Source organism: Xanthomonas sp. NCPPB 1128 (assembly GCF_001043115.1).
Taxonomy (GTDB): Bacteria; Pseudomonadota; Gammaproteobacteria; order Xanthomonadales; family Xanthomonadaceae; genus Xanthomonas_A.
Genome location: NZ_LFME01000051.1, coordinates 1 through 22,613 on the forward strand (window position 1 = coordinate 1; position 22,613 = coordinate 22,613).

The window sequence follows — 22,613 nt, forward strand, 5'->3', positions numbered from 1 at the left end:
AGTCGGCGCGGCGTGCCCCGCCCCACCACTCCCACCCGAGCCGCCCCCGCATGCACAATCACCGTTCCCTCCGCAGGCCCGCCCTGCTCGCCCTGGCACTGAGTGCCGCCCTCATCCTGCCGCCGGCGCAGGCCCAGTCCACCACCGGCGCCGTCGCCGGCCAGGCACCGGCCGATACCCAGCGCATCCTGGTGCGCAGCGACAGCGGCCTCAGCCGCGAGGTCGCGGTCGACGCACACGGCCGCTATAGCGTAGGCCAGTTGCCGCTGGGCACCTACACCATCATCGCCAAGGGTGCCGACGGCAGCGTGCTGGGCAGCCGCGATGGCGTCGGCCTCACCGTCGGTGCCGTCACCGACGTCTCCTTCACTCCCGCCACCACCAGCCTGGCCGGCGTCCGGGTCAGCGCCGACCGTGCCGCCGCCGCGATCGACGTGAGCAGCGTGGACTCGCGCACCGTGATCAATGCCGAACAGCTGCAGCGCCTGCCGCTGGGCCGCTCGGCCGAAGCCATCGCACAGCTGGCCCCCGGCGTCGCCGGCAACAGCGGCAGCGGCACCTACATCGGCCCGACCGGTGCGCAGTTGCTCAGCTTCGGCGGTGCCTCGTCGGCGGAGAACGCGTATTACATCAATGGCTTCAACACCACCGACCCGCTGCGCGGCCTGGGCGGGCTGACCCTGCCCTACGGCAGCATCGACCAGTTGGAGGTCTACACCGGCGGCTACAGCGCCAAGTACGGCCGTTCCGACGGCGGCGTGCTCAACGCCGTCGGCAAGCGCGGCAGCAACGAATGGCATTTCGGCGGCCAGGCGACCTGGGAACCGGACGGCCTGCGCTCCGCGCAGAAGGATGTGTATGCGCCCGGCAACGGTGCGCTGTACAGGCCGGACAGCAAGAGCGGCTCCACGCTCAGCAGCCAGAGCGTCTACGCCGGTGGTCCGTTGATCCAGGATCGGCTGTTCTTCTTCGGCGCCTACGAACTGCAGCGCCAGGACGGCGATCGCTTCTATGGCGCACGTGAGACCACACCGGGCCCGTACTACTACGACTACCAGTACCGCCGGCCGAGCTGGTACGCCAAGCTCGACTGGAACATCAGCGACAGTCAGCTGCTGGAAATCACCGGCGCCTCCAGCCGCTACATCACCCGCGGCACGTACTCCCAGTACAGCGGCCGCGACATCGGCGCGCTGCGCGGCGATGCCGACACCACCAAGACCGGTGGCGACCTGTGGAGCGCCAAGTACACCGGCTACCTCACCGATCGGCTGACCTTCAGTGCCCTGTACGGCCAGCAGCGTACCGACGACTACAGCCGCAATCCCAGCTACAACGGCACGCTGACCTATCTCTCCAGCCCCGGTTTCCAGAACCCGGCCTACACCGGCGGCACTCCGATCACCAATGCGCAGACCACCGCGCTGCTGGTCGATCCGGCGCGCGGCAACCGCACCGACAACCTGCGCCTGGACCTCAACTACGCCATCGGCGCGCACAGCATCACCATCGGCATCGACAACCAGAACGCGCGCGCACTCAACCGCGGTTCGGTGGCCTCCGGCGACGGCTATTACTGGATCTACGGCCAAGCCAGTCCCAACGTGCCGATCAACACCGGGCTCGGCGTCCCGGCCACCGGCGGCTACCCCAACGGCCAGGACGGCTACTACGTGCGCAAGTACATCTACAGCGCGCTGGCGTCGGTGCGCTCGGCGCAGCGCGCGCAGTACGTGGAGGACAACTGGCAGGTCAACGACCGGCTGCTGCTCAGCCTCGGCCTGCGCCTGGACCAGTTCACCAACTACAATCGCGACGGCGCGCCGTACATCAAGCAGACCAGCGGGCAATGGGCGCCACGGCTGGGCTTCAGCTGGGATGTCGACGGCGATGCGCGTTTCAAGGTGTACGGCAACGCCGGCCGCTACTACCTGGCGTTGCCGCTGAATCCGGCGTTCAACGCCGCTGGCGCCACCCTGGCCACGTCCACCTACTACACCTACGGCGGCATCGACGCCAATGGCTATCCCACGGGCCTGACCCAGATCTCCGGCGCGGTCTCGTCCAACAACAACTACGGCATCCTGCCCGATCCCAAGACCGTCGCCACGCAAGGGATCAAGCCCTCGTTCCAGGACGAATTCATCCTTGGCTTCACCAAGGCCTGGGGCGACAGCTGGGTCTACGGCGCCAAGGGCACCTACCGCGTCCTGCGCAGCGGCGTGGACGACTACTGCGACAGCGATACCGTGTTCGCCGCCGCCGCGGCGCAAGGGCACACGGTGACCCTGGCCAGCAATCCGGTCAGCTGCTGGCTGATCAACCCAGGCCGGGCCAACACCTTCACCCTGGTCGACACCTCGGGCAACTACGTCAAGGTGCCGCTGAGCAACGCGCAGTTCGGCTTCCCCGCGTTCAAGCGCAACTACTACGGGCTCAACCTGTCGCTGGAGCATCCGTTCGACCAGCGCTGGTACGGCCGCCTCGACTACACCTGGTCGCGCAGCTACGGCACCACCGAAGGGCAGTTGCTGTCGGGCATCGGCCAGACCGCGGTATCCACCACCCAGGCCTGGGACTACGCGCAGTTGATGGAACACACCAACGGCCCGCAGAGCAACGACCACACCCATCAGTTCAAGTTCTACGGCTACTACCAGATCAACCCGGCGTGGCTGGTGTCGGCCAACCTCAAGCTGATCTCCGGTTCGCCGTTCAGTGCACTGGGTTCCTACGGCCCCGACCACAGCGACCCCTCCGGCTATGGCATTGCCTATCACTACTACGAAGGCCAGCCGGCGCCTCCAGGCAGCCAGGGTCGCCTGCCGTGGCTGCAGCAACTGGATCTCGGCGTGTCGTGGCGGCCGGCCTACGCCGAGCGCAAACTGGCCTTCACCCTGGACGTGTTCAACGTCTTCAACGGCCAGGCCACGCTGTGGAAGTACCCGTACTCGGAGACGGGCCCGGGGAACCCGGACCCGGTGTATGGCGCGGCCCTGCTGCGCCAGGCGCCGCGCTCGCTGCGGTTGAGCGTCAGCTACGACTACTGAGGCGCGCTGGCGGTGCGCACGGGTGCCGGCCGCTGGCGGTCGGCACCCTACACGGCCTCAGGGTGTGAGGCTGGCCGCGTGCAGGCGATCGGCCAAGGCCACGATCTCGGCGGCATCCTGTACGCGCGTGCGCCAGGCCGCGGGGATCCCATCGAGGCCATAGAAGGCACCGGCCAGTTGCCCACAGATGGCTGCGGTGGTATCCGCGTCGTCGCCCAGGTTGGCCGCGCGCAGCACCGCATCCGCGAAGCACTCGGTGGTGGCGAAACACCACAGCGCCGCCGACAGCGCATCGACCACGTAGCCGGTACCGCGGATCTGCATTGCCGGCACCGCCGCATGGTCGCGCACGGCCAGCGCATGTAGCGCCGGGGTCTGCATCGGCGGTACGTCCGCCGGTTGCAGCACCTGCGCACGGGCGTCGCCCAGCAAGGCGGCGCGCAGTTGGAAGGCGAACAGCTGGCTGGCGTCGAGCACCTCGGCTGCGGCATGGGTGGTGCGCGAACTGTCGGCGGCGCGCTCGCCCAATTCGTCGGGGCGCTGCGCATAGAACATCGCCACCGGCGCCAGCCGCATCAACGCGCCGTTGCCGGCCGCGCGCGGATCGTCGCTGCCGCTGAACGCCGGTCCGCCCTGCAGATAGCGCTCCAGCGCCGCGCGCACCGTGTTGCCGATGTCGAAGCACGTGCCGGTGCTGCTCAGGTAGCCGTGCCGGTACCAGTTGCAGTAGCGGTTCATCTGATCGGCAGCGTCGAAGCCTTGCCGGTACAGCAGGCTGTGCGCCAGGCACAGCGCCATCGAGGTGTCGTCGGTCCACTGCCCCGGCCGCAGCTCGAACGGGCCGCCGCCGATCATGTCGTCGATCGGCGCGAAACTGCCGGGCGCCTTGAATTCCAGCGTGGTCCCCAACGCGTCGCCGACTGCCAACCCCAGCAGGCAACCGCGGAAGCGGTCGCCGGGCGTCACCGCGGCGCTCATCGCGCGGCCCGCTGCGCCTGTTGCTCGGCCAGGGTCAGGGCGACGTTGTCGCGCAGGTAGGCCGGTTCGGCGCGTTCCGGCGCGATCCCTTCGCCGCGCGCGTAGGCGGCCGCGGCCAGGGTCAGCACGTCGGCCGCATGCGGCAGCGCCTGCGCATCGGCGCTGCGCCAGTGCGCGCCGAAGCGCCGTTGCAAGGTGCCATCGACCGCCGCCAGGCCGGTGCCGACGGCGCTCCAGGCCGCGTCCGGCTCCGGCAACACGAAGGCCTCTGGACTCAACACCTGCTCCGCGGTCAGCGCCTGCAGGCCGCCATCGGCCTGCCGCGCGTAGGCCGCGGTGTAGACCTCGCCCATGCGCGCATCGATCGCCGCCAGCACTCGCGGCGCATCGGCCGGCGCGCGCAGCGCCAGCACCTGCAGCGTGGACACCGGCAGCACTGGCAGGTCCAGCGCCAGGGCGATGCCCTGCGCGACCGCGATGGCCAGGCGCACCCCGGTGAACGCGCCGGGACCGCGACCGAAGGCCACCGCATCGAGCTGGCGACGGCCGATGCCGGCCTCGGCCAGCAGTTGCTCGGCCCACGGCAACGCCAGTTCTGCATGCCGCCGCGGCGCCAGTTCGAAGCGCTCCAGCACGCGGTCGCCGACCATGACGGCGACGGAGCAGGCTTCGGTGGAGGTTTCGAAGGCGAGGAGGTTCATTGAGGAGCCGGGATTGGGGATTCGGGAGTTGGGATTCGCAACAGCAAGAGCGGCGCGTCGGCTAGTGTGACGCGGCCGGTGGCGTCGCGGTCTCGGGATTATCGCCCAGCGCCGGGGGCTCGGCGGCGAAGAACTGGCGCACGTCCTCCACATCGCGCGTCCTGGCGAACGGCGGCAGCGACTCCAGGAAGGTGCGGCCGTAGGACTTGCTCAGCAGGCGCGGGTCGCACAGCACCAGCACGCCGCGGTCGCGCTCGCTGCGGATCAGCCGGCCCACGCCCTGCTTGAGCGCGATCACCGCCTGCGGCAACTGCTCGTCGCGGAACGGGTTGCCGCCGTCGCGGCGGATCGCGTCCAGGCGCGCCTCGAACACCGGATCGTCGGGCGCGGCGAACGGCAGCTTGTCGATCACCACCACGCTCAGCGCATCGCCGACCACGTCCACGCCCTCGCGGAAGCTGGCCGAGCCGAGCAGCACGCCGTTGCCGGAGGCGCGGAAGCGCTCGAGCAAGGTCGCGCGCGGCGCCTCGCCCTGCACGAACAGCGGCCAGGGGCCGTCGCGCAGCGCCTCGGCCGCCTCGCGCAGCGCGCGGTGCGAGGCGAACAGCAGGAAGGCGCGGCCCTGCGAGGCCTCCAGCACCGGCTGCAGTGCGGCGATCAGCGCGGTGCCGAAGCCGCGTGCCGCCGGATCGGGCAGCGTCGGCAGGTAGCACAGCGCCTGCCGCGCCCAGTCGAACGGACTGGGCTGCAGCAAGGTCATCGGGTCGCGCAGGCCCAGGCGGGTGGCGATGTGCTCGAACTCGCCCTTCACCGCCAGCGTCGCCGAGGTGAATACCCAGGCCGCGTGCGAGGCCTCGCGGTGCGCGCGCAGCGGCCCGGACACGTCCAGCGGCGTGCGCTGGCAGCGGAAGCCGCGCGGGGTCAGCTCGTACCACAGCACGTCGTTGCTTGGCGCGTCCGCTTCCGGCTCGGCCTCGAAATCCGGAATCGGCGCATCCTCGCCGAGCCAGCGGCCCAGCCGCGTGCGCAGCTCGCGCGCGCGCGCCGCGCAGGCATCGAAACCGGGCGAGGCCTCGCGCAGCACGGCCAGCGGCTCCTGCAGCCGCGCCAGATCGGCCAGCAGCGCATCGAAGCCGTCGCGCACTTGCGGCTTGGCCAACAGCCGCCATTGCGTGCCACGCACCGGCAGCCCCTCCATCGCCGCGCGCAGTTCGCGCAGGGTCTGCTCGATCGCCTGCACCGGCGCCTGCAGGCTGGCCAGCGCACCGGCGACATGCCGGCTCTCGGCCACACAGTCGCGCGCCAGTTCCTGCAGCGGGCGCATGCCGAAGCCCTCGCCGAAGAAGTTCGCCGCCAGCTCCGGCAACTGGTGCGCCTCGTCGATCACGAAGGCCTGCGCACCGGGCAGGATCTCGCCGAAGCCCTCCTGTTTCAGCGCCAGGTCGGCCAGCAGCAGGTGGTGGTTGACCACCACCAGGTCAGCGGCCTGTGCGCGCTGCCTCGCCTGCACCACGAAGCATTCGCCCCAGAACGGGCACTCGGTGCCCAGGCAGTTGTCCACGGTGGAGGTGACCAGCGGCAGCAGCGGCGAATCGTCGGCCAGCGCGTCCAGCTCGGCGATGTCGCCGACGCGGGTGCGCCCGCTCCAGGCGACGATGCGCTGGAACTGCGCAACCTGCTCGCGCGCGGTGAAGCGCGGCTCGCCGCGCGCCTGCTGCAGGCGGTACTTGCACAGATAGTTGGCGCGCCCCTTCAGCAGCGCGCTGCTCAGGCCCACGCCCAACGCGGCCCGCACCCGTGGCAGGTCGCGGTGGTAGAGCTGGTCCTGCAGCGCGCGGGTGCCGGTGGAGACGATGGTCTTGAGCCCCGACAGCAGCGCCGGCACCAGATACGCATAGGTCTTGCCGGTGCCGGTCCCGGCCTCGGCGAGCAGCACGTCGCGCTGCTCGAACGCCTCGGCGATCGCCGCAGTCAACCGCAACTGCGCCGGCCGCGGCACGAACGCATCGCGCTGGCGCGCAAGCGCACCGCCTTCGCTGAGCGCTTCGGTGCTTGCATGGGCTAAAGACATGGGGGTGGTGCCGGGATTGGGGAGTCGGGATTGGGGATTGGCAAAAGCAGAAGGCGTGCGCGTCGCGGATCAGTGCGTTCGGCCAACAAGCCGCAGGACACGCCAACGAGGGACTTCAGCCTGCACGCGCGGAAATGCGCTCTTGCCAATCCCCAATCCCAACTCCCCAATCCCGGCCTTCAGTACCTCTTGATCCCCGGCACCGTGCACCCGGCGATCTGCGCATGCGCCGAGGCCGCGTTTTCCTTCTGGCCGCGAGCCAGGCGCGCCTGTTCGATGGTCGCCCAGTGGCGGCGGCACAGCGGGCCGGTCTGCGAGCCGAGGTCGATGGCGCGCTTGGCGAAGGCTTCGGCCTGGGCGTCGTCCTTCTGCAGCAGTGCCACTTCGGCGCGGTCCTGCAGCAGCGCCGGGTCCTCCGGCACCAGCTTCAGCGCCTGGTCCAGCGCCGCGGCGGCGCCGGCCAAGTCGCCGGCATTGCGCTTGCGCTTGGCGCCCTCGCGCAGGTCCTCGACTTCCGGATCGCGCAGCGGCTGCACGCTCAGTTCGGTGTCGTCGGCACCGCCGCTGGCGTCGATCGCGGCGATGCGCTGCGCCGGCGTGGTGGTGTCCACCGGCGCGGCCGGGGGCGGCGGCGGCGGCGCACTGACGCACGAGGCGAGCAGCAGGCTGAGGGCGGCGATGGCGGGAAGACGTGGGATCATGAGCGGTATCCGGAATCCGGGAATCAATGTGCCGGCGGCGGCGCGGCCGCGTCGGCAGGCGGGTCTTTCTTCTTGTCCAGGCCGAACCAGCTGCGCCAGCCGCCGCCCTGGTGCTCGCCCTCGGCGGGCGCGGCCTCTTCCGGCAGCGCCTGCGGCGGGGTGCATGCGGCGTACGCCGGCACGAAGCCGACCACGAACGGGAACTGGCGCGCGCCGGCGCAGGTCGAGTCGGTGCTGTTGTACCCCACCGGGTCCATCCACTGCCAGTCGATGCCCTTGCCCTGCACCTGCAGCGGTGCGCTCGGCAGCCGCGAGAAGATGCCCGACCAGACCCGCATCGCGCCGGTGGCGCCGTACAGGCCGGTCTGCTTGTTCTGATCGTTGCCGATCCAGATCACCGCCAGGTGGTCGCCGGTGTAGCCGGCGTACCAGCTGTCCACGCCGTCGTTGCTGGTGCCGGTCTTGCCGGCCGGCGACAGCTTGCCCAGGCCGTCGCTGAGCAGCTGCCGCGCGGTGCCGTTGCTGACCACCTGCTGCAGCGCCATGCCGACCAGATTGGCGGCGATGGAGTCGCCCTCCTGCGCCGGCGCCGGGGTCTTGTCGTAGCGCTTGAGCAGCTTGCCCTGCGGATCGAGCACGCCGCGCACCGCATGCAACGGCTGGATCTCGCCGCCGGAGGCCAGGAACTGGTACAGCTGCGCCATCGCATACGGGCTCTGGTCGGTCGCGCCGAGGATCAGCGAGGGGTTGACCTCGGCCTCGATGCCGGCCAGCACCTTCACCAACTGCGCAACGCGCTCCGGCCCGACCTGCATGCCGACGCGCACCGTGGCCTGGTTGTAGGAGTGCGCCAGCGCATCGACCACGCGCACCGTGCCGTGGCTGCGGCCATCGGAATTGCCCGGGCTCCAGGTACGGCCGCGGCCCAGTTGCACGGTGACCGGGGTGTCGTCGACCCAACTGGCCAGCGAAAAGCGGTCCGGCTGCGCCAGCGCCAGCAGGTACACGAACGGTTTGAGCAGCGACCCGACCTGGCGCTGCGCCTCGATCGCGCGGTTGAAGCCGGGCTGGGCGACGTCGCGGCTGCCGACCACCGCCAGCACTTCACCATTGTGGGTATCGGTGAGCACCAGCCCGGCCTGCAGCGGCGGGCGCTTCTTGTTGGTCTCCAGCGAGGTGATGGTGCGCGTCACCGCGCCTTCGGCATAGGCCTGCGCCGACGGCGACATGCCGGTCAGCACGCTCAGGCCGGCGCCCTGCAGCGCGCTTTCGGGGTAATCGCGCGCCAGCTGGCGCCGCACCAGGTCGACATAGGCCGGGAAGCGGTTGGCCGCGACCAGGCCGGGTTCGGCCGGCACACCCAGCGGCGCGGCCAGCGCCTTGCGATAGGTGGGTTCGTCGATCAGCTCGCTCTCGCGCAGCTTGCCGAGCACGAAGTTGCGCCGGTCCAGCGCGCGCTCGGGATAGCGCCGTGGGTCGTAGTAGGACGGCCCCTTGACCAGGCCGATCAGCAGCGCCACCTGCTCCGGTGCCAGCGCATCGAGTTCGCGGCCGAACCAGAACTCCGCGCCCGAAGCCACGCCATGCACCGCCTGGCTGCCGCGCTGGCCCAGGTACACCTGGTTCAGATACGCCTCGAGGATGGTGCGCTTGTCGTAGCGCGCTTCCATGATCAGCGCGTACAGGATCTCGTTGAACTTGCGGGTGACGGTCTGTTCCTTGCCGATGCCGAGCAGGCCACTGCGTGCCAGCTGCTGGGTCAGGGTGCTGGCGCCCTGCCGGCTCTTGCCGCCGGAGCGCACCATCACCCAGGCCGCGCGGACCATGCCGCTGAGGTCGACGCCGTGGTGCGAATTGAAGTCGCGGTCCTCGACCGCCTGCAGGCCGGTGACCAGCAGTTCCGGCACCTCATCCACGCGCACCAGGCGCCGCTCTTCCTGCTTCTGCCCGTACAGCGTGGCGATGCGCGCCGGATCCAGCCGCGCGGCCTTCAGCGATTTGCGCGTCTGCGCATCGCGCAGCGCCACCACGCGGCCGCCAGCCAGACCGACCTCGATGCGCCGCGGCGCGACGCGCCCATCGACGTCGACGTAGCCGCGGCTGGCGATGGTGAAGCGGCTGCCGTCCTGCTGATAGCTGCCGGGACGCTCGGCACCGGCGTCGGCGCGATAGCTGGCCGCATCCAGTTCGGTCTTCAGCGTCTGCGGGTCCATCGCCGTGTCCGGCGCCAGTACCAGCGGCCGGGCGTACACGCGGGTGGGAATCTGCCAGCGCAGTTCGCCGAAGCGCTGAGTGACCTGTTTGTTCAGATAGACCGTGTACGGAATCAGGAAGCCCAGGCCGAGTGCGGCGGCAGCCAGGCCCCAGGTGAGCAAACGCCGGCGCCATACGGCGGCGGGGCTGTCCAGGGCGTCGTCCTGATCGTCGGTGTCGTGATCGTCGTAGCGTCGGGGCACGGGAATGCGAGAATGTAAATTCCGCCGAGTCTAGCGCAGCCCAGCGGGCAGCGCGGCGCGGCGGCCTCTTCGTTTAAGTTGGAGTGGTCCCGGATGTCGATGTCGTGGGCGAATGCGCGCTACGCCCTGAACCGCCTGGCCGGCCTGGTCCGGCGCGGCCTGGCGAGCCTGCGCACGCGCGGCTGGCGCAGCACCTGGCAACGCCTGCGCGTGCATGCGCAACCGCTGCCGCCGCCGCAGCGCGCGCTATTCGCGGTGGAACCGGCGCCGTTCGCCCCGTTCGCGGTGCCGAACAGTCCCGCGCCGCTGGTCAGCATCGTGATCCCGGTCTACAACCACGTCGCGCATACCCTCGCCTGCCTGCGCGCACTGGCCGCGCATCCGCCGGCCGTGCCGTGCGAGATCCTGGTGATCGACGACGGCAGCAGCGACGCCACCCCGCAGTGGATGCCACAGGTGGTCGGCCTGCACTACCACGTGCGCGAGCGCAACGGCGGCTTCATCGCCACCTGCAACGACGGCGCCACGCGTGCGCAGGGCCGCTACCTGGTGTTCCTCAACAACGACACCGTGCCGCAACCGGGCTGGCTGGACGCGCTGCTGGACACCTTCGCGCAGGTGCCGCAAGCCGGCCTGGTCAGCGCGCAACTGCTGTATCCCGACGGCCGCCTGCAGGATGCCGGCGGCGTGGTCTTCGCCGACGGCAGCGGCTGGAGCTACGGCCGCTTCGAGTCGCCCGACGATCCGCGCTATGCCTACCTGCGCGACGTCGACTACGGCAGCGGTGCGGCGCTGGCGATCGAGCGCGCGCGCTTCCTGGCGCTGGGCGGCTTCGATACGCGCTACATGCCGGCCTACTACGAGGACACCGACCTGTCCTTCGCAGTGCGTGCGGCCGGCTTGCGCACGCTGGTGCAACCGGCCAGCCGCGTGGTGCACGACGAGGGCACCAGCAACGGCACCGACACCGGCAGCGGGATCAAGGCCTACCAGGCACGCAACCGCGCGATCTTCGCCGCCAAGTGGGAGCAGACACTCCCGCGGCACCTGGCGCCGGGCGAGGTGCCGACACCGGCCCTGTTGCATCGACAGCAGCGCCAGGTGCTGATCCTGGACGAAACGTTGCCGCAGCCGGACCGCGACTCCGCCTCGCTGCGCCAGCTCAACCTCATCCGTTTGCTGCTGCAGGAAGGCGCGCACGTGGTGTTCGTGCCCAGCGAGCGCAGTTATGCCAGCCGCCACAGTGAGGCACTGCAGCGGCTCGGCGTGGAGGTGTGGTATGCGCCCTACTTGAAGAACCTCACCTGGTTCCTGCAGCAGCACGGCGCGCGCTTTCACAGCGTGCTGCTGGTGCGCCACCACGTCGCCCACGCCTGCCTGCCGCTGCTGCGCCGGTTCGCGCCGCAGGCGCGGCGGCTGTTCGACACCGTGGACCTGCACTACCTGCGCGAACGCCGCGGTGCCGAACTGGCCGGCGACGCGCGCCTATTGCGCGAGGCCGAGCGCACCCGCGCGCGCGAACTGGAGGTGATGGCGCAGGTCGAGGTGACTGTGCTGGTCAGCGCAGTCGAACGCGAACAGTTGCAGCGCGAGGCGCCGCAGGTGCGCACGGCGCTGATCTCGAACCTGCACGAGGTCGCCGGTCCCGGCCTGCCGTGGGCACAGCGCCGCGACCTGGTATTCGTCGGCGGCTTCCGCCATGCGCCCAACGTGGACGCGGTGCGCTGGTTCCTGCAGGAGGTGTTCCCGGCGGTGCGCACGCGCCTGCCGGAGGTGCGCTTCCACTGCATCGGCGCAGACATGCCGGAGGACATCCGCCGCCTCGGCGAAGCCACCGCCGGCGTCGAACTGCTGGGCCACGTCCCCGACATCGCCGCCTACATGGACGGCATGCGCATCGCCGTGGCGCCGTTGCGTTTCGGCGCGGGGGTCAAGGGCAAGGTCAACCTGAGCATGGCCCATGGCCAGCCGGTGGTGGCCACCGCGTGCGCGGTGGAAGGCATGCACCTGCGCGACGGCGAGGACGTACTGATCGCCGACGACCCTGCAGCGTTTGCCGACGCCATCGCGCAGTTGTACGCCGATCCGGCGCTGTGGCAGCGGCTGGCCGACAACGGCCTGCGCAACATCGAAACCCACTTCTCGCTGGACGCCGCCCGCGCCACGGTGCGCGAGGCGTTCCTGGCCTGAGCGGCGGTGGCGCGGCGCTGTCTATCGCGTCGGGACTGAAGTCCCTCCCACAACATCCCGCGGGCGTCGCTACTGGTTGGGGCGGTTCTGTGCGGATGCAAGCGCGCGTCGCACGCGCCGCAGGAATGCTCATCTGCATCTGTGGGAGGGGCTTCAGCCCCGACGCCTCTGCGACCCGCCTCGAAACTGGCGCGCAATTCTGGCGAGTCCCTTTCGCCACAGCGTCCATCGGCTCGTAGGAGCGGCTTCAGCCGCGACAGGCGTTACCGGGAACGCCTGTCGCGGCTGAAGCCGCTCCTACGCGTGCACCTAACTTGTGCACCTGCCGTCACGATCGGACGCCCCCTGATATCCATCGCATGCCATTGCGGCCGGCGTTGCCGCACCGACGCTCGCCAGGCGCTGCAAACCACGACGCACGCAGCCACGGAAACGCAACGATCGCAGGAACATCCGAGCCCCCCTTGTGGGAGGGACTTCAGTCCCGACGCGACGCAGCCTCAGCCAACGGAAGACTTCACCTGCACCGCCCGCACTAGCGCCCCGGACTGAGACTGCGCAAACGGCGCTCGAAGGCGCCCAGTTCCGGGGTGGCCGGATCGATCGCGCGGGCGCGCTGCAGCGCCTGCCGCGCGAACGCGGCATCGCCGCCGCTCAGCCGCTCATCGCCCACCGCCAGCCAGCGCTGCGCCAGGCGCCGGCGCGCGGTGGCCAGGCCGTTGCCGCCCGGTGCCAGCGCGCGCCAGGCGTCGTAGCAGGCGCTGGCTGCCAGCACCCGGTTGCCGCGCATGGCATCGTCGAAACAGCGCCGCAGCGCCGCCAGCACGCGCTGTTCGGCCGCGCGCACCCGCGCATCGCGCGGCGCCAGGATCTGCGCCGCGAGCAAGCTGTCGTAGGCGCTGGCGCCAGGCGGGGTCGACCAGTCGCCGCGCGCCTCGGCGGCCTGCAGATCGGCCAGCAAGCGCTGCAGGCGCCGCTCGCGCTCGGCCGGCGATATCCGCGATTGCGGCGTGGCCTGGCTCTGCCGGGCGCGCTGCAGCGCCTGCCTGGCGTCGGCCAGCGCGCGGCTGTCGGGTGCCAGCGCCTGGCCCTTGCGCAGCGCGCGCTCGGCCTCGCCGAAACGGAAATCGGCGGCGGCGCGGCTCGCCTGCAAGGCGTAGGCCGCCGCCACCCGTTCCAGACCGTCGTTGGCGCCGGCCGCATCCGGCACCGCCGCGCGCCACTGCGCAAACGCCTGTGCCGCCGCGTCCAGGCGCTGCCGGCGCATGGCCTGCTCGGCCGCGCGCTGCAGGCGTTCCAGCGCGCGGTTCAGTTCCGCCTGGGTCTCGGGCAGGTCGACATGGCCGGCGTCGTAGCCGCGCGCGCGCTCCACCAACGCCGCGGCAGCGGCCAGATCGCCGCGTGCCAGCGCGCTGCGCGCGTGCTGCAACAGTTCCGACAACGCATCCTCGCGACCTTCCAGCGCCGCGGTGCGTTCCGGCGCGTACTCCAGCACGCGCTGGTACAGCGGCAGGGCCGCGTCCGGGCCATCGTCCAGATGCCCGTCGCGGCGCGCCTGCGCCGCCCGCTGCAGCAATTGATCGATGCCGGCGTGCGCGGCCTCGCGCGCGCGCAGTGCCGCCTCGATGCGATCGGCATCGGCGCGCGGGACCTGCAGCGCGCGCGCCAGCGCCAGCGCCTCGCGTGCCTGCGGGTAGCGGCCGGCGGCCAACGCTGCGCGCGCCTGCCCAAGCGCCGCGCGCCCGGTTGCGGCCAGCCCGACGCGCGCCTGCATGCGGTCGCCGTCCAGCGCCAGCGCAGCCTCGAAGCGCTCGCGCGCGCCGCTGCCGTCGGCAGCGCTGAGCCGGCCCGCGCGCAGTGCCGCATGGCCCTGATCGAGCAGTTGCTGGATGCGCGTCTCCGGCCAGACCAGGTCGGCGAGCGGGCGGCGGAACACCACCACGACCGCCGCCAGCACCAGCATCAGCGCCAACGCCCAGCGCCAGACACGCCGATCGCGCCACAGCGGCACCGGCCGCTGCCTGCGCTTGGGTTCGTCCCTGACCTGATCCGGCAGCATGCTCACCGCGCAAGCTTAGCGCCGGGCCGATGACGAACAGCTGTGCGTCGCGCCGGCAGATGCAGACACCCGCCGCGCTGCACAGATCGGACGTCTCGTCCCGAGCCTGCGCAGGCACCCGCCCTGCACTCAGCCCAGCCGCCGCGCCTCGTGTACGCCCGGCAGCGCGTCGAGCTTGCCGAGCAAGGTGGACAGTTGCCCGTAATCGCCGACCTTCAGCCGCAACCGCAGTTGCGCCAGGCCGCTGTCGCGCACGTTCTCGCTGTTGATCTCCAGCACGTGCGCCTCTTCCTGGGCGATCAGGTTGGTGATGTCCTTGAGCAGCCAGCGCCGATCCACCGCGCGCACCAGCACGTCGACCTCGTAACCGCCGCCGGCCTGGCCCCACTCCACCGGCAGCACCCGCTGCGGATGGCTGGCGGCCAATCGCGCGAACGCGGCGCAGTCGCTGCGATGCACGGTGACGCCGCGGGTCCGGGTCAAATAGCCGGCGATCGGCTCGCCGGCCACCGGCTGGCAGCAGCGCGCCAGTTGCACCAGCAGATTGCCCACGCCCTGCACGGTGAACTTGGACTTGCCCAGGCCGGTACGGCGGGCGGTCGGCCGCGGCAGCGCCGGCGCGGCCGGCTGCGCCGCGGCGCGCTCGGCCTCGTGCAGCGCACGGCCGACCTGGCTGGGGCCGACGTCGCCCAGCGCGACCTGGATATACAACTCCTCCACGCCATCGGCATGGAACTTCTTCGCCGCCGGCAACAGGTCGGCGTGCTGCAACCCCAGGCGCTTGAGTTCGCGTTCCAGCAGGTCCTTGCCGGCCTGCACGTTGCGCGCGCGGTCCAGCTTGTGGAACCAGGCGCGCACCTTGTCGCGTGAACGCCCGCTGGCCAGGTAGCCGTTGGCCGGCAGCAGCCAGTCGCGGCGCGGCTCGGCCTCCTTGCCGGTGAGGATCTCCACGCGGTCGCCGCTGCGCAGCTTGTGGGTCAGCGGCACGATGCGGTTGTTGACCTTGGCGCCGCGGCAGCGGTGCCCGACCATGGTGTGCACGTGGTAGGCGAAATCCAGCGGGGTGGCGCCCTGCGGCAGGTCGATCACCTCGCCCATCGGGGTCAGCGCATAGACCCGGTCCTCGACCAGCTCGGCGTCCAGCGCCCCGGCCAGGCCGCCCTGCTCGCCGTCCTGCGACTGCTCCAGCAGCTGCCGCATCCAGGTGATCTTGCGGTCGAAGGCCTTCTCGGCGCCCTTGCCGCCTTCCTTGTACTTCCAGTGCGCGGCCACGCCCAGCTCGGCCTGCGCGTGCATGTCGTGGGTACGGATCTGCACCTCGATCGTGCGCCCTTCCGGGCCGACCACGGCGGTGTGCAGCGAGCGGTAATCGTTGGCCTTGGGCCGGGCGATGTAGTCGTCGAACTCGCTGGGCACCGGCGCCCACAGCGCGTGCACCACGCCCAGCGCGGCGTAGCAGGCGGCGACGTCGTCGACCATCACCCGCACCGCGCGCAGGTCGTAGAGCTGGTCGAAGGCCAGGCGCTTCTTCTGCATCTTCCGCCAGATGCTGTAGATGTGCTTGGGCCGCCCGCTGATCTCGGCGCGCAGGCCCTGCTCGGCCAGCGCCTTGGACAGGATCTTCTTGACCGCCTCGATGTAGCGCTCGCGCGCCACGCGGCTCTCGTCGACCTCGCGGGCGATGCGCCGGTAGGTGTCCGGCTCCAGGTGCCGGAACGCCAGGTCCTCCAGCTCCCATTTCAGCTGCCAGATGCCCAGGCGGTTGGCCAGCGGCGCATGGATGTCGCGGGTCAGCTGCGCCAGCGCGCGGCGCTGCGCCTCCGGCGCCTTGTCGGCCACGCGCATCTGCGCCAGTTGCCGCGCCAGCAGGATCGGCACCACCCGCAGGTCCTGCACGATCGACAGCAGCAGCCGGCGCAGGCCCTCGCTGTTGCGCCCGGCCTCGCGCCCGGCGTGCAACGCCCACACCGGGTCGGCGGCATCCTGGGCCTCCAGCAACCCGGCCACCGCCTGCGCCCGCGCCGGCGGCGCCACCGGCAGCTGCGGCAACTGCGCGCGCAGGTCCGGCAGATCGAACAGCAGCGCGGCCAGCAGCGACGCCTCGTCGGCGGACAGCAGCGCCAGCGCGTCCAGGGTGTCGGCCAGCACCGGCCACGGCAGCCGCGGCGCTGGCTCGGCCTGCGTCTGCCAAGCCTGCAACAGCGCCGCGCGCAGGGCGGGCGCCAGGGTCGCGGCCGCCGGGCGCTGCAGCAACGCCTCCAGGCCGGAGTGGGCGGTGTGGTTCAAGGACGGACGCAGTTAACGAAACGGTGCCGCCTACACTAACGCGCTTGTGCGCGTTCTCACAATTGCGCCCGCGTCGCGCCGACTGGACGCAGCGCACATACACACCACCACCTCACTGTGACCCGGTTGCGACTTGCGGCGCTTTTACCGGAATTTCACAACCGCCCCAACCCCCGCGCCTATGCTCGAACGCGACGGCGCCCCGCTGCTATCTGCATGCGTCGCCGCCGTCGTCCCTAGTCCGATTCGAAGAGGAACGCACATGAAGAAGTGGAACAAGCCTGTGATCCGCGAAATCTGCATCGGCGCGGAAATCAACTGCTACGCCTCCGGCGAGCTCTGACCCGCGCACTCCTCCCTTCCCACGACCGAAGCGCGACCGGCCAGGCGCTAAAAGCGGAGACCGGATGCACCTCATCGTATTGGGATCGGCGGCAGGCGGAGGGCATCCGCAGTGGAACTGCCACACGCCCGCAAGCCAGCGCGCGTGGCAGCAACACCCGGGTGCCCAACGCCGTACCCAGGCCAGCATCGCGGCCAGTGTCGATGGCCAGCGCTGGCTGCTGATCAACGCCTCACCCGATTTCCGCCAGCAGGTGCTGGCCACCCCCGCGCTGTGGCCGCAGCGCGACCAGCGCCATTCGCCGATCGAGGCGGTGCTGCTGACCAGCGGCGAGATCGACCATATCGCCGGGCTGCTGTCGATGCGCGAGAGCCAGCGCTTTGACCTGTATGCCAGCGGCCGCGTCCTCGACCTGCTGGCGCAGAACCCGGTGTTCGACGCGCTGCACCCTGCCTACGTGCATCGCCACCCGTTCGCCCTGGACACGCCGCTGTCGCTGCTAGGGCTGCAGGTCACCCCGTTCGCGGTACCCGGCAAGGTGCCGCTGTTCATGGAAAGCCGCCACAGCGGCGACCTGGCCGGCTCCGCCGAGGAAACGCTGGGCCTGACCATCGACGACGGCCAGCACCGCCTGCACTACATCCCCGGCTGCGCGGCGCTGACCGATGCCCTGCGCGAGCGCCTGCGCGGCGCCGAACTGGTGTTCTTCGACGGCACCCTTTGGCGCGACGACGAACTGGTGCAGTTGGGCATCAGTGCCAAGACCGGCCAGCGCATGGGCCACCTGAGCATCGACGGCGAGGCCGGCACCCTGCGCGCCTTCGCCGACCTGCAGGTGGCGCGCAAGGTCTTCATCCACATCAACACCACCAACCCGATCCTCGACGCCGGTTCCCCCGAACGCGCCACGGTCGCCGCGCACGGCTGGGACGTGGCCCACGACGGCATGGAGATCGCGCTGTGATCCGCCTCCCCGCATCACCCGCGAGACCGAGCCTGTGAGCGCATTGCTGAGCCCCGAGCAGCTGGAAACGGCGCTGCGCGCGATCGGCGCGCGGCTGTACCACGACCAGCATCCGTTCCACGCCCTGCTGCACAGCGGGCGTCTGAACCGCGGCCAGGTCCAGGCCTGGGCGCTGAACCGCTACGAGTACCAGCGCTGCATCCCGCTGAAGGACGCGGCGATCCTGGCGCGAATGGACGACCCGGCGCTGCGCCGGATCTGGCGCCAGCGCATCGTCGACCACGACGGCAGCGCCGATGGCGACGGCGGCATCGCCCGCTGGCTGCACCTGACCGACGCGCTCGGGCTGGACCGCGAGCTGGTGCAGTCCGGCCGCGGCCTGCTGCCCGGCACCCGCTTCGCGGTGCAGGGCTACCTGCACTTCGTGCGCGAGAAGAGCCTGCTGGAGGCCATCGCGTCCTCTCTGACCGAATTGTTCGCGCCGGGCATCATCAGCCACCGCGTGGCCGGCATGCTGCAGCACTACGACTTCGTCTCGCGCGAGGCGCTGGCGTATTTCGAGCATCGCCTGCACGAGGCGCCGCGCGATTCGGACTTCGCCCTGGACTACGTCAAGCGCCACGCCGACACCGTGGAGAAGCAGCAGCTGGTGCAGGACGCGCTGCGCTTCAAGTGCGGTGTACTGTGGTCGCAACTGGACGCGCTGCACTTCGCCTACGTGCAGCCGGGCGTGGCCTGGCCGGACGCGTTCGCTCCGGACGCGGCGCAGGCCGCGGCATGAGCGCGCTGGACGCCAGCAGCCAGCCACGGCTCGCCGCCGGCGTGCGCCTGCAGCACGACCGCGCCCGCGGCCAATGGGTACTGCTGGCGCCGGAGCGGGTGATCGAACTGGACGAGATCGCCCACGCCATCGTCTCGCGCTGCGACGGCGTCCGTAGCCTGGCGGCGATCGCCGCGGAACTGGCCGCCGAATTCGAGGCCGACCCGGCCGAGGTCGAACGCGACGTGCGCGAGCTGGCGCAGCAGTTGCACGCCAAGCGGCTGCTGCGCGCATGAACGCGCTCGTGCCGCCGCCGCTGTCGATCCTGCTGGAGCTGACCCACCGCTGCCCGCTGGCCTGCCCGTACTGCTCCAACCCCATCGCACTGGCCGGCCTGCGCGAGGAACTGGACACCGCCGGCTGGCGTTCGGCGCTGGACCAGGCCGCGGCGATGGGCGTGCTGCAGGCGCATTTCTCCGGCGGCGAGCCGATGCTGCGCAAGGACCTGCCCGAGCTGGTCGCGCATGCGCGCGGGTTGGGTCTGTACAGCAACCTGATCACCTCCGGCGTGGCTGGCGGCGCGCCGATGCTGGCCGCCCTGGCCGCGGCCGGGCTGGAGCACGTGCAGCTGAGCATCCAGGACGCCGACGCCGCTGGCGCCGACCGCATCGCCGGCTATCGCGACAGCCTGGCGAAGAAGCGCGCCTTCGCCGCGGCGGTGCGTGCCCTCGACCTGCCGCTGACGATCAATGCGGTGATCCACCGGCACAATGCCGAACGCGTCCCGGCGATGATCGACCTGGCGCTGGAGCTCGGGGCCGAACGCCTGGAAGTGGCCCATACCCAGTACTACGGCTGGGGCCTGCGCAATCGCGCCGCGCTGATGCCCAGCCGCGCGCAGATCGATGCCACCGTGGCGGCGGTGGACGCCGCGCGCCTGCGGCTGCAGGATCGCCTGCACATCGACTTCGTCACTCCCGACTACTACGCCCACCGGCCCAAGGCCTGCATGGGCGGCTGGGGCCAGCGCTTCGTCAACATCTCCCCGCGCGGCGACGTGCTGCCCTGCCACGCCGCCGAGACCCTGCCGGACATGCGCTTCGAAAACCTGCGCACGCGCCCGCTGGCGGCGATCTGGGAGGACGGCGAGGCCTTCGTGCGCTTCCGCGGCAGCGCCTGGATGCCCGAGGTATGCCAGGGCTGCCCGAAACGCGAGGTCGACTGGGGCGGCTGCCGCTGCCAGGCACTGGCGCTCAGCGGCGATGCCGCGACCCTGGACCCGGTCTGCGAACGCGCCCCGGCGCACGCGGCGCTGCACGCGCTGGCGCAGCGCGAAGCCGCCGCGCCGGCCCCGGCCTTCGTGTACCGGCGGCCGCCACGCCCACTGACCACGGCCACACCCGCCGAGGACTGACGCCACGCGCCGACGCGGTCCCGGCGAACCCGGCGGCCGTGCGCGGTCACCGCTTGCGACTACACTACGGCGCATCCCACTGCCCGGATCCCCGCCATGTCCCTTGCGCGTCTCGCTCCCCTGGTCCTGTGCGCGGCGCTCGCCGTGTCCGCCGCCCCGGCGCTCGCCCAGCGCACCGTCTCCGGCGATCTGCAGACGCAGATGTCGCCGCAGGAGTTCAAGGCTGCCGGGCTGGACAAGCTGTCGCCGCAGGAACTCACCGCGCTGAACGACTGGCTGCAGGGCAAGGTCGCCAAGGAAACCGCGGTGGCGCTGGAAAAGGCCAAGGAAGAGGGCCGCCGCGAGGTGATCACCAAGAACCGCGGCTTCTTCGACTTCGGCAGCGCCGAGCCGATCGAGAGCACCCTGGTCGGCGAATTCACCGGCTTCGGCAAGGGCCGCCACTACGTGCTGGCCAACGGCCAGGAGTGGGAACAGACCGAGGCGGCAAGCCTGTCCAGCGTGCACCTCACTGCGCCCAAGGTGAAGATCACCCCCGGCATCGTCGGCGTCTGGTACATGCAGGTCGGCACCTACAACACGCGCGCCAAGGTCCGTCGCGTCAAATAGGATCGCGTGCCGTGAACATGCGTCCTCGGCCGGGCCTGGCCGACGCCTCGCACAGCCTCGCCGATGCGCTGCGCCGGCGCCTGCGCGCCAGCGATGTCTGGTTCATCGCCCTGGCCCTGCTGGTCGGCGTGATCGCCGGCCTGCTGACCCTGTTGCAGAGCAGCCTGGCGCACGGCGCGCAGGCATGGCTGTATGGCCTGGAGGCCGACGAGCGGCTCAGCGCCATGTCGGACCTGAGCGTGCAGCATTTGCTGGTGCTGCCGCTGGGCGGACTGCTTGTCGGCCTGCTGGGCATGGCCGCGCGCGCGCGCAAGCGGCAACTGGTCGACGCCGTCGAAGCCAACGCGCTGTACGGCGGACGCATGTCGATGCGCGACAACCTGATCGTTTCCGTACAGACCCTGTTCTCCAACGGCGTCGGCGCCTCGGTCGGCCTGGAGGCGGCGTACACGCAGATGGGCGCTGGCAGCGGTTCGCACCTGGGCCGGGTGCTGCGCCTGCGCCGCGCCGACATCCGCACCCTGGTCGGCGCCGGCGCCGGCGCGGCCATCGCCGCCGCCTTCGGCGCGCCGCTGGCCGGCGCGTTCTACGCGTTCGAGATCGTGATCGGCGCGTACTCGCCGTCGGCGCTGGCGCCGGTGGCGGTGGCCTCGCTGGGCGCGGTGTTCGTGTCGCAACTGGCCGGGGTGCAGCCGTACCTGCTGCCGGCCTCGGCGGCTTCGGCTCTGGAAGCGCGCGACTATGTGCTGTACGCGCTGCTGGGCGTGCTCTGCGCGCTGCTGGCGGTGGCGGTGATGCGCCTGATCGGCGCGATCGAACAGGCGATCAACCGCAGCCCGCTGCCGCGCTGGGCACGCCCGGTCGCCGGCGGCCTGCTGCTGATCCCGCTGGCGCTGATCACCCCGCAGGTGCTGTCCTCCGGGCACGGCGCGCTGCATCTGGACCTGACCAGCCCGACCTCGCTGCGCTGGCTGGGCATCCTGTTGTTGCTCAAGTGCCTGGGTTCGGCCATCTCGCTGGGCTTCGGCTTCCGCGGCGGCCTGTTCTTCGCCTCGCTGTTCATGGGCTCGCTGGTCGGCGGGCTGTTCGCCGGTGTGCTCAATCTCGGCAGCGGCATGGCCCTGGTCGACGGCACCGCCGCCTCGCTGGCCGGCATGGCGGCGATGGCCGCCGCGGTGATCGGCGCGCCGATGACGATGGCGATGCTGGTGCTCGAAGGCACCCACGACTTCGTGCTGGCCAGCGCGGTGATGGTGGCGGTGCTGGTGGCCAACACCATCGTCCGCCAGATCTTCGGCTACTCGTTCTCCACCTGGCGCCTGCACCTGCGCGGCGAGACCATCAAGAGCGCGCGTGACGTCGGCTGGGTCAAGCACCTCAGCGCCGGGCGGATGATGCAGAAAGACGTGCATCCGCTGACCGCCACCACCAGCGTGGCCGAATTCCGCCGCCGCTTCCCGCTCGGCTCAGGCACCCGCGTGGTGCTGGAGGACGAGAGCGGCCATTACGCCGGCCTGGTCACCCTGGCCGCCGCCTATGCCGACGGCGTCAACGCCGACGCGGCCATCGTCGACTACGCCGGCAACCGCGACGTGGCCCTGCCCGCCGACACCGACGTGGTCACCGCCATGCGCCAGTTCGACCTGACCCAGAGCGACGAACTGGCGGTGGTCGACGACCAGGGCAAGGTGCTGGGCGTGCTCAGCGAAAGCTTCGTGCGCAAGCGCTACGCCGAGGAACTGGACAAGCGCCAGCGCGAGCTGATGGGCGAGCGGGTGGATGATTGAGGGGCGGGGAGTGGGGAGTGGGGATTCGTTGGATTGCGGCGGGCTGAAACGTCAAGGGCCGTGATCGCATGTCGTAGGAGCGGCTTCAGCCGCGACAGGCGTTACCGGTAATGCCCCGTCGCGGCTGAAGCCGCTCCTTGTATCTGGACGTGACGCCCCTAAACAGGTGTCATGTCTTCCGACTGATCATCGGAGGAGGTGCGGGAAGTCCAGTCGCTCCTAAAGCTTCGAGCTTGCATCGTAG

At 70.9% G+C, this 22,613-nt stretch carries 16 protein-coding genes; 9 read left to right on the top strand and 7 right to left on the bottom strand.

What is annotated here, in order from left to right:
* Window positions 1–50: 50 nt before the first annotated feature.
* Window positions 51–3,050: a TonB-dependent receptor gene (locus ACP93_RS20000; RefSeq protein ID WP_048492418.1), complete on the top strand. Its 3,000-nt coding sequence runs from the start codon at window positions 51–53 to the stop codon at window positions 3,048–3,050.
* A 57-nt stretch (window positions 3,051–3,107) separates the two neighbouring features.
* On the opposite strand, the gene ACP93_RS20005 is transcribed toward ACP93_RS20000, so the two are convergent.
* The 5 genes from ACP93_RS20005 to mrcB all read right to left on the bottom strand — a co-directional run bounded on the left by ACP93_RS20005 (window position 3,108) and on the right by mrcB (window position 9,957).
* Window positions 3,108–4,028, bottom strand: a complete 921-nt coding sequence (locus ACP93_RS20005; RefSeq protein WP_048492419.1) for an ADP-ribosylglycohydrolase family protein — start codon at window positions 4,026–4,028, stop codon at window positions 3,108–3,110.
* Complete coding sequence (gene tsaB / locus ACP93_RS20010) at window positions 4,025–4,729, bottom strand: tRNA (adenosine(37)-N6)-threonylcarbamoyltransferase complex dimerization subunit type 1 TsaB (RefSeq protein ID WP_048492420.1); 705 nt, start codon at window positions 4,727–4,729, stop codon at window positions 4,025–4,027. Before tsaB ends, ACP93_RS20005 begins: the two co-directional genes overlap by 4 nt.
* A 61-nt stretch (window positions 4,730–4,790) precedes the next feature.
* Complete coding sequence (locus tag ACP93_RS20015; RefSeq protein ID WP_048492421.1) at window positions 4,791–6,800, bottom strand: DNA repair helicase YoaA; 2,010 nt, start codon at window positions 6,798–6,800, stop codon at window positions 4,791–4,793.
* A 179-nt stretch (window positions 6,801–6,979) separates the two neighbouring features.
* On the bottom strand, window positions 6,980–7,501 hold the full coding sequence (locus ACP93_RS20020) for a hypothetical protein (RefSeq protein ID WP_048492422.1): 522 nt from the start codon (window positions 7,499–7,501) through the stop codon (window positions 6,980–6,982).
* A gap of 23 nt (window positions 7,502–7,524) precedes the next feature.
* Window positions 7,525–9,957 (bottom strand): penicillin-binding protein 1B, encoded by a 2,433-nt coding sequence (gene mrcB, locus ACP93_RS20025; RefSeq protein ID WP_048492423.1) that lies wholly within the window; start codon window positions 9,955–9,957, stop codon window positions 7,525–7,527.
* A gap of 93 nt (window positions 9,958–10,050) precedes the next feature.
* Here mrcB and ACP93_RS20030 point away from each other — a divergent pair, with 93 nt between their 5' ends.
* The gene (locus ACP93_RS20030; protein WP_048492424.1) at window positions 10,051–12,147 is read left to right on the top strand and encodes a glycosyltransferase; all 2,097 of its coding nucleotides are present in this window, start codon (window positions 10,051–10,053) and stop codon (window positions 12,145–12,147) included.
* Between the two features lie 535 nt (window positions 12,148–12,682).
* On the opposite strand, the gene ACP93_RS20035 is transcribed toward ACP93_RS20030, so the two are convergent.
* Both ACP93_RS20035 and ACP93_RS20040 read right to left on the bottom strand, forming a co-directional pair.
* Window positions 12,683–14,110 carry a hypothetical protein gene (locus ACP93_RS20035; protein ID WP_048492433.1) on the bottom strand — a complete coding sequence of 476 codons (1,428 nt, stop codon included), beginning with the start codon at window positions 14,108–14,110 and terminating at the stop codon, window positions 12,683–12,685.
* 225 nt (window positions 14,111–14,335) lie between these two features.
* A complete protein-coding gene (locus ACP93_RS20040) occupies window positions 14,336–16,492 on the bottom strand; it encodes a RelA/SpoT family protein (RefSeq protein ID WP_048492425.1) in 2,157 nt (718 codons plus the stop codon).
* A 262-nt stretch (window positions 16,493–16,754) separates the two neighbouring features.
* Here ACP93_RS20040 and pqqA point away from each other — a divergent pair, with 262 nt between their 5' ends.
* The 7 genes from pqqA (at window position 16,755) to ACP93_RS20075 (ending at window position 22,369) form a co-directional block, all read left to right on the top strand.
* The gene (pqqA, locus tag ACP93_RS20045) at window positions 16,755–16,835 is read left to right on the top strand and encodes a pyrroloquinoline quinone precursor peptide PqqA (protein ID WP_048492426.1); all 81 of its coding nucleotides are present in this window, start codon (window positions 16,755–16,757) and stop codon (window positions 16,833–16,835) included.
* A 64-nt stretch (window positions 16,836–16,899) separates the two neighbouring features.
* Complete coding sequence (gene pqqB / locus ACP93_RS20050) at window positions 16,900–17,799, top strand: pyrroloquinoline quinone biosynthesis protein PqqB (protein WP_048492427.1); 900 nt, start codon at window positions 16,900–16,902, stop codon at window positions 17,797–17,799.
* A 34-nt stretch (window positions 17,800–17,833) separates the two neighbouring features.
* The gene (pqqC, locus tag ACP93_RS20055) at window positions 17,834–18,580 is read left to right on the top strand and encodes a pyrroloquinoline-quinone synthase PqqC (protein WP_048492428.1); all 747 of its coding nucleotides are present in this window, start codon (window positions 17,834–17,836) and stop codon (window positions 18,578–18,580) included.
* Window positions 18,577–18,855 carry a pyrroloquinoline quinone biosynthesis peptide chaperone PqqD gene (gene pqqD / locus ACP93_RS20060; RefSeq protein ID WP_048492429.1) on the top strand — a complete coding sequence of 93 codons (279 nt, stop codon included), beginning with the start codon at window positions 18,577–18,579 and terminating at the stop codon, window positions 18,853–18,855. Before pqqC ends, pqqD begins: the two co-directional genes overlap by 4 nt.
* A complete protein-coding gene (pqqE, locus tag ACP93_RS20065) occupies window positions 18,852–19,973 on the top strand; it encodes a pyrroloquinoline quinone biosynthesis protein PqqE (RefSeq protein WP_048492430.1) in 1,122 nt (373 codons plus the stop codon). The genes pqqD and pqqE overlap by 4 nt, the downstream gene beginning before the upstream one ends.
* A gap of 96 nt (window positions 19,974–20,069) precedes the next feature.
* Entirely contained in the window at window positions 20,070–20,582 is a 513-nt protein-coding gene (locus ACP93_RS20070) for a hypothetical protein (protein ID WP_048492431.1), read from the top strand.
* A 17-nt stretch (window positions 20,583–20,599) separates the two neighbouring features.
* The gene (locus ACP93_RS20075; RefSeq protein WP_048492432.1) at window positions 20,600–22,369 is read left to right on the top strand and encodes a chloride channel protein; all 1,770 of its coding nucleotides are present in this window, start codon (window positions 20,600–20,602) and stop codon (window positions 22,367–22,369) included.
* The last annotated feature ends 244 nt before the right edge of the window (window positions 22,370–22,613 follow it).

Excerpts from the sequence above, each read along its gene's own strand:
- ACP93_RS20000 (WP_048492418.1), top strand. The coding sequence starts at position 51 with ATGCACAATCACCGTTCCCTCCGCAGGCCCGCCCTGCTCGCCCTGGCA.
- ACP93_RS20005 (WP_048492419.1), bottom strand. The coding sequence starts at position 4,028 with ATGAGCGCCGCGGTGACGCCCGGCGACCGCTTCCGCGGTTGCCTGCTG.
- tsaB (WP_048492420.1), bottom strand. The coding sequence starts at position 4,729 with ATGAACCTCCTCGCCTTCGAAACCTCCACCGAAGCCTGCTCCGTCGCC.
- ACP93_RS20015 (WP_048492421.1), bottom strand. The coding sequence starts at position 6,800 with ATGTCTTTAGCCCATGCAAGCACCGAAGCGCTCAGCGAAGGCGGTGCG.
- ACP93_RS20020 (WP_048492422.1), bottom strand. The coding sequence starts at position 7,501 with ATGATCCCACGTCTTCCCGCCATCGCCGCCCTCAGCCTGCTGCTCGCC.
- ACP93_RS20030 (WP_048492424.1), top strand. The coding sequence starts at position 10,051 with ATGTCGATGTCGTGGGCGAATGCGCGCTACGCCCTGAACCGCCTGGCC.
- ACP93_RS20035 (WP_048492433.1), bottom strand. The coding sequence starts at position 14,110 with ATGCTGGTGCTGGCGGCGGTCGTGGTGGTGTTCCGCCGCCCGCTCGCC.
- pqqA (WP_048492426.1), top strand. The coding sequence starts at position 16,755 with ATGAAGAAGTGGAACAAGCCTGTGATCCGCGAAATCTGCATCGGCGCG.
- pqqB (WP_048492427.1), top strand. The coding sequence starts at position 16,900 with ATGCACCTCATCGTATTGGGATCGGCGGCAGGCGGAGGGCATCCGCAG.
- pqqD (WP_048492429.1), top strand. The coding sequence starts at position 18,577 with ATGAGCGCGCTGGACGCCAGCAGCCAGCCACGGCTCGCCGCCGGCGTG.
- pqqE (WP_048492430.1), top strand. The coding sequence starts at position 18,852 with ATGAACGCGCTCGTGCCGCCGCCGCTGTCGATCCTGCTGGAGCTGACC.
- ACP93_RS20070 (WP_048492431.1), top strand. The coding sequence starts at position 20,070 with ATGTCCCTTGCGCGTCTCGCTCCCCTGGTCCTGTGCGCGGCGCTCGCC.
- ACP93_RS20075 (WP_048492432.1), top strand. The coding sequence starts at position 20,600 with ATGCGTCCTCGGCCGGGCCTGGCCGACGCCTCGCACAGCCTCGCCGAT.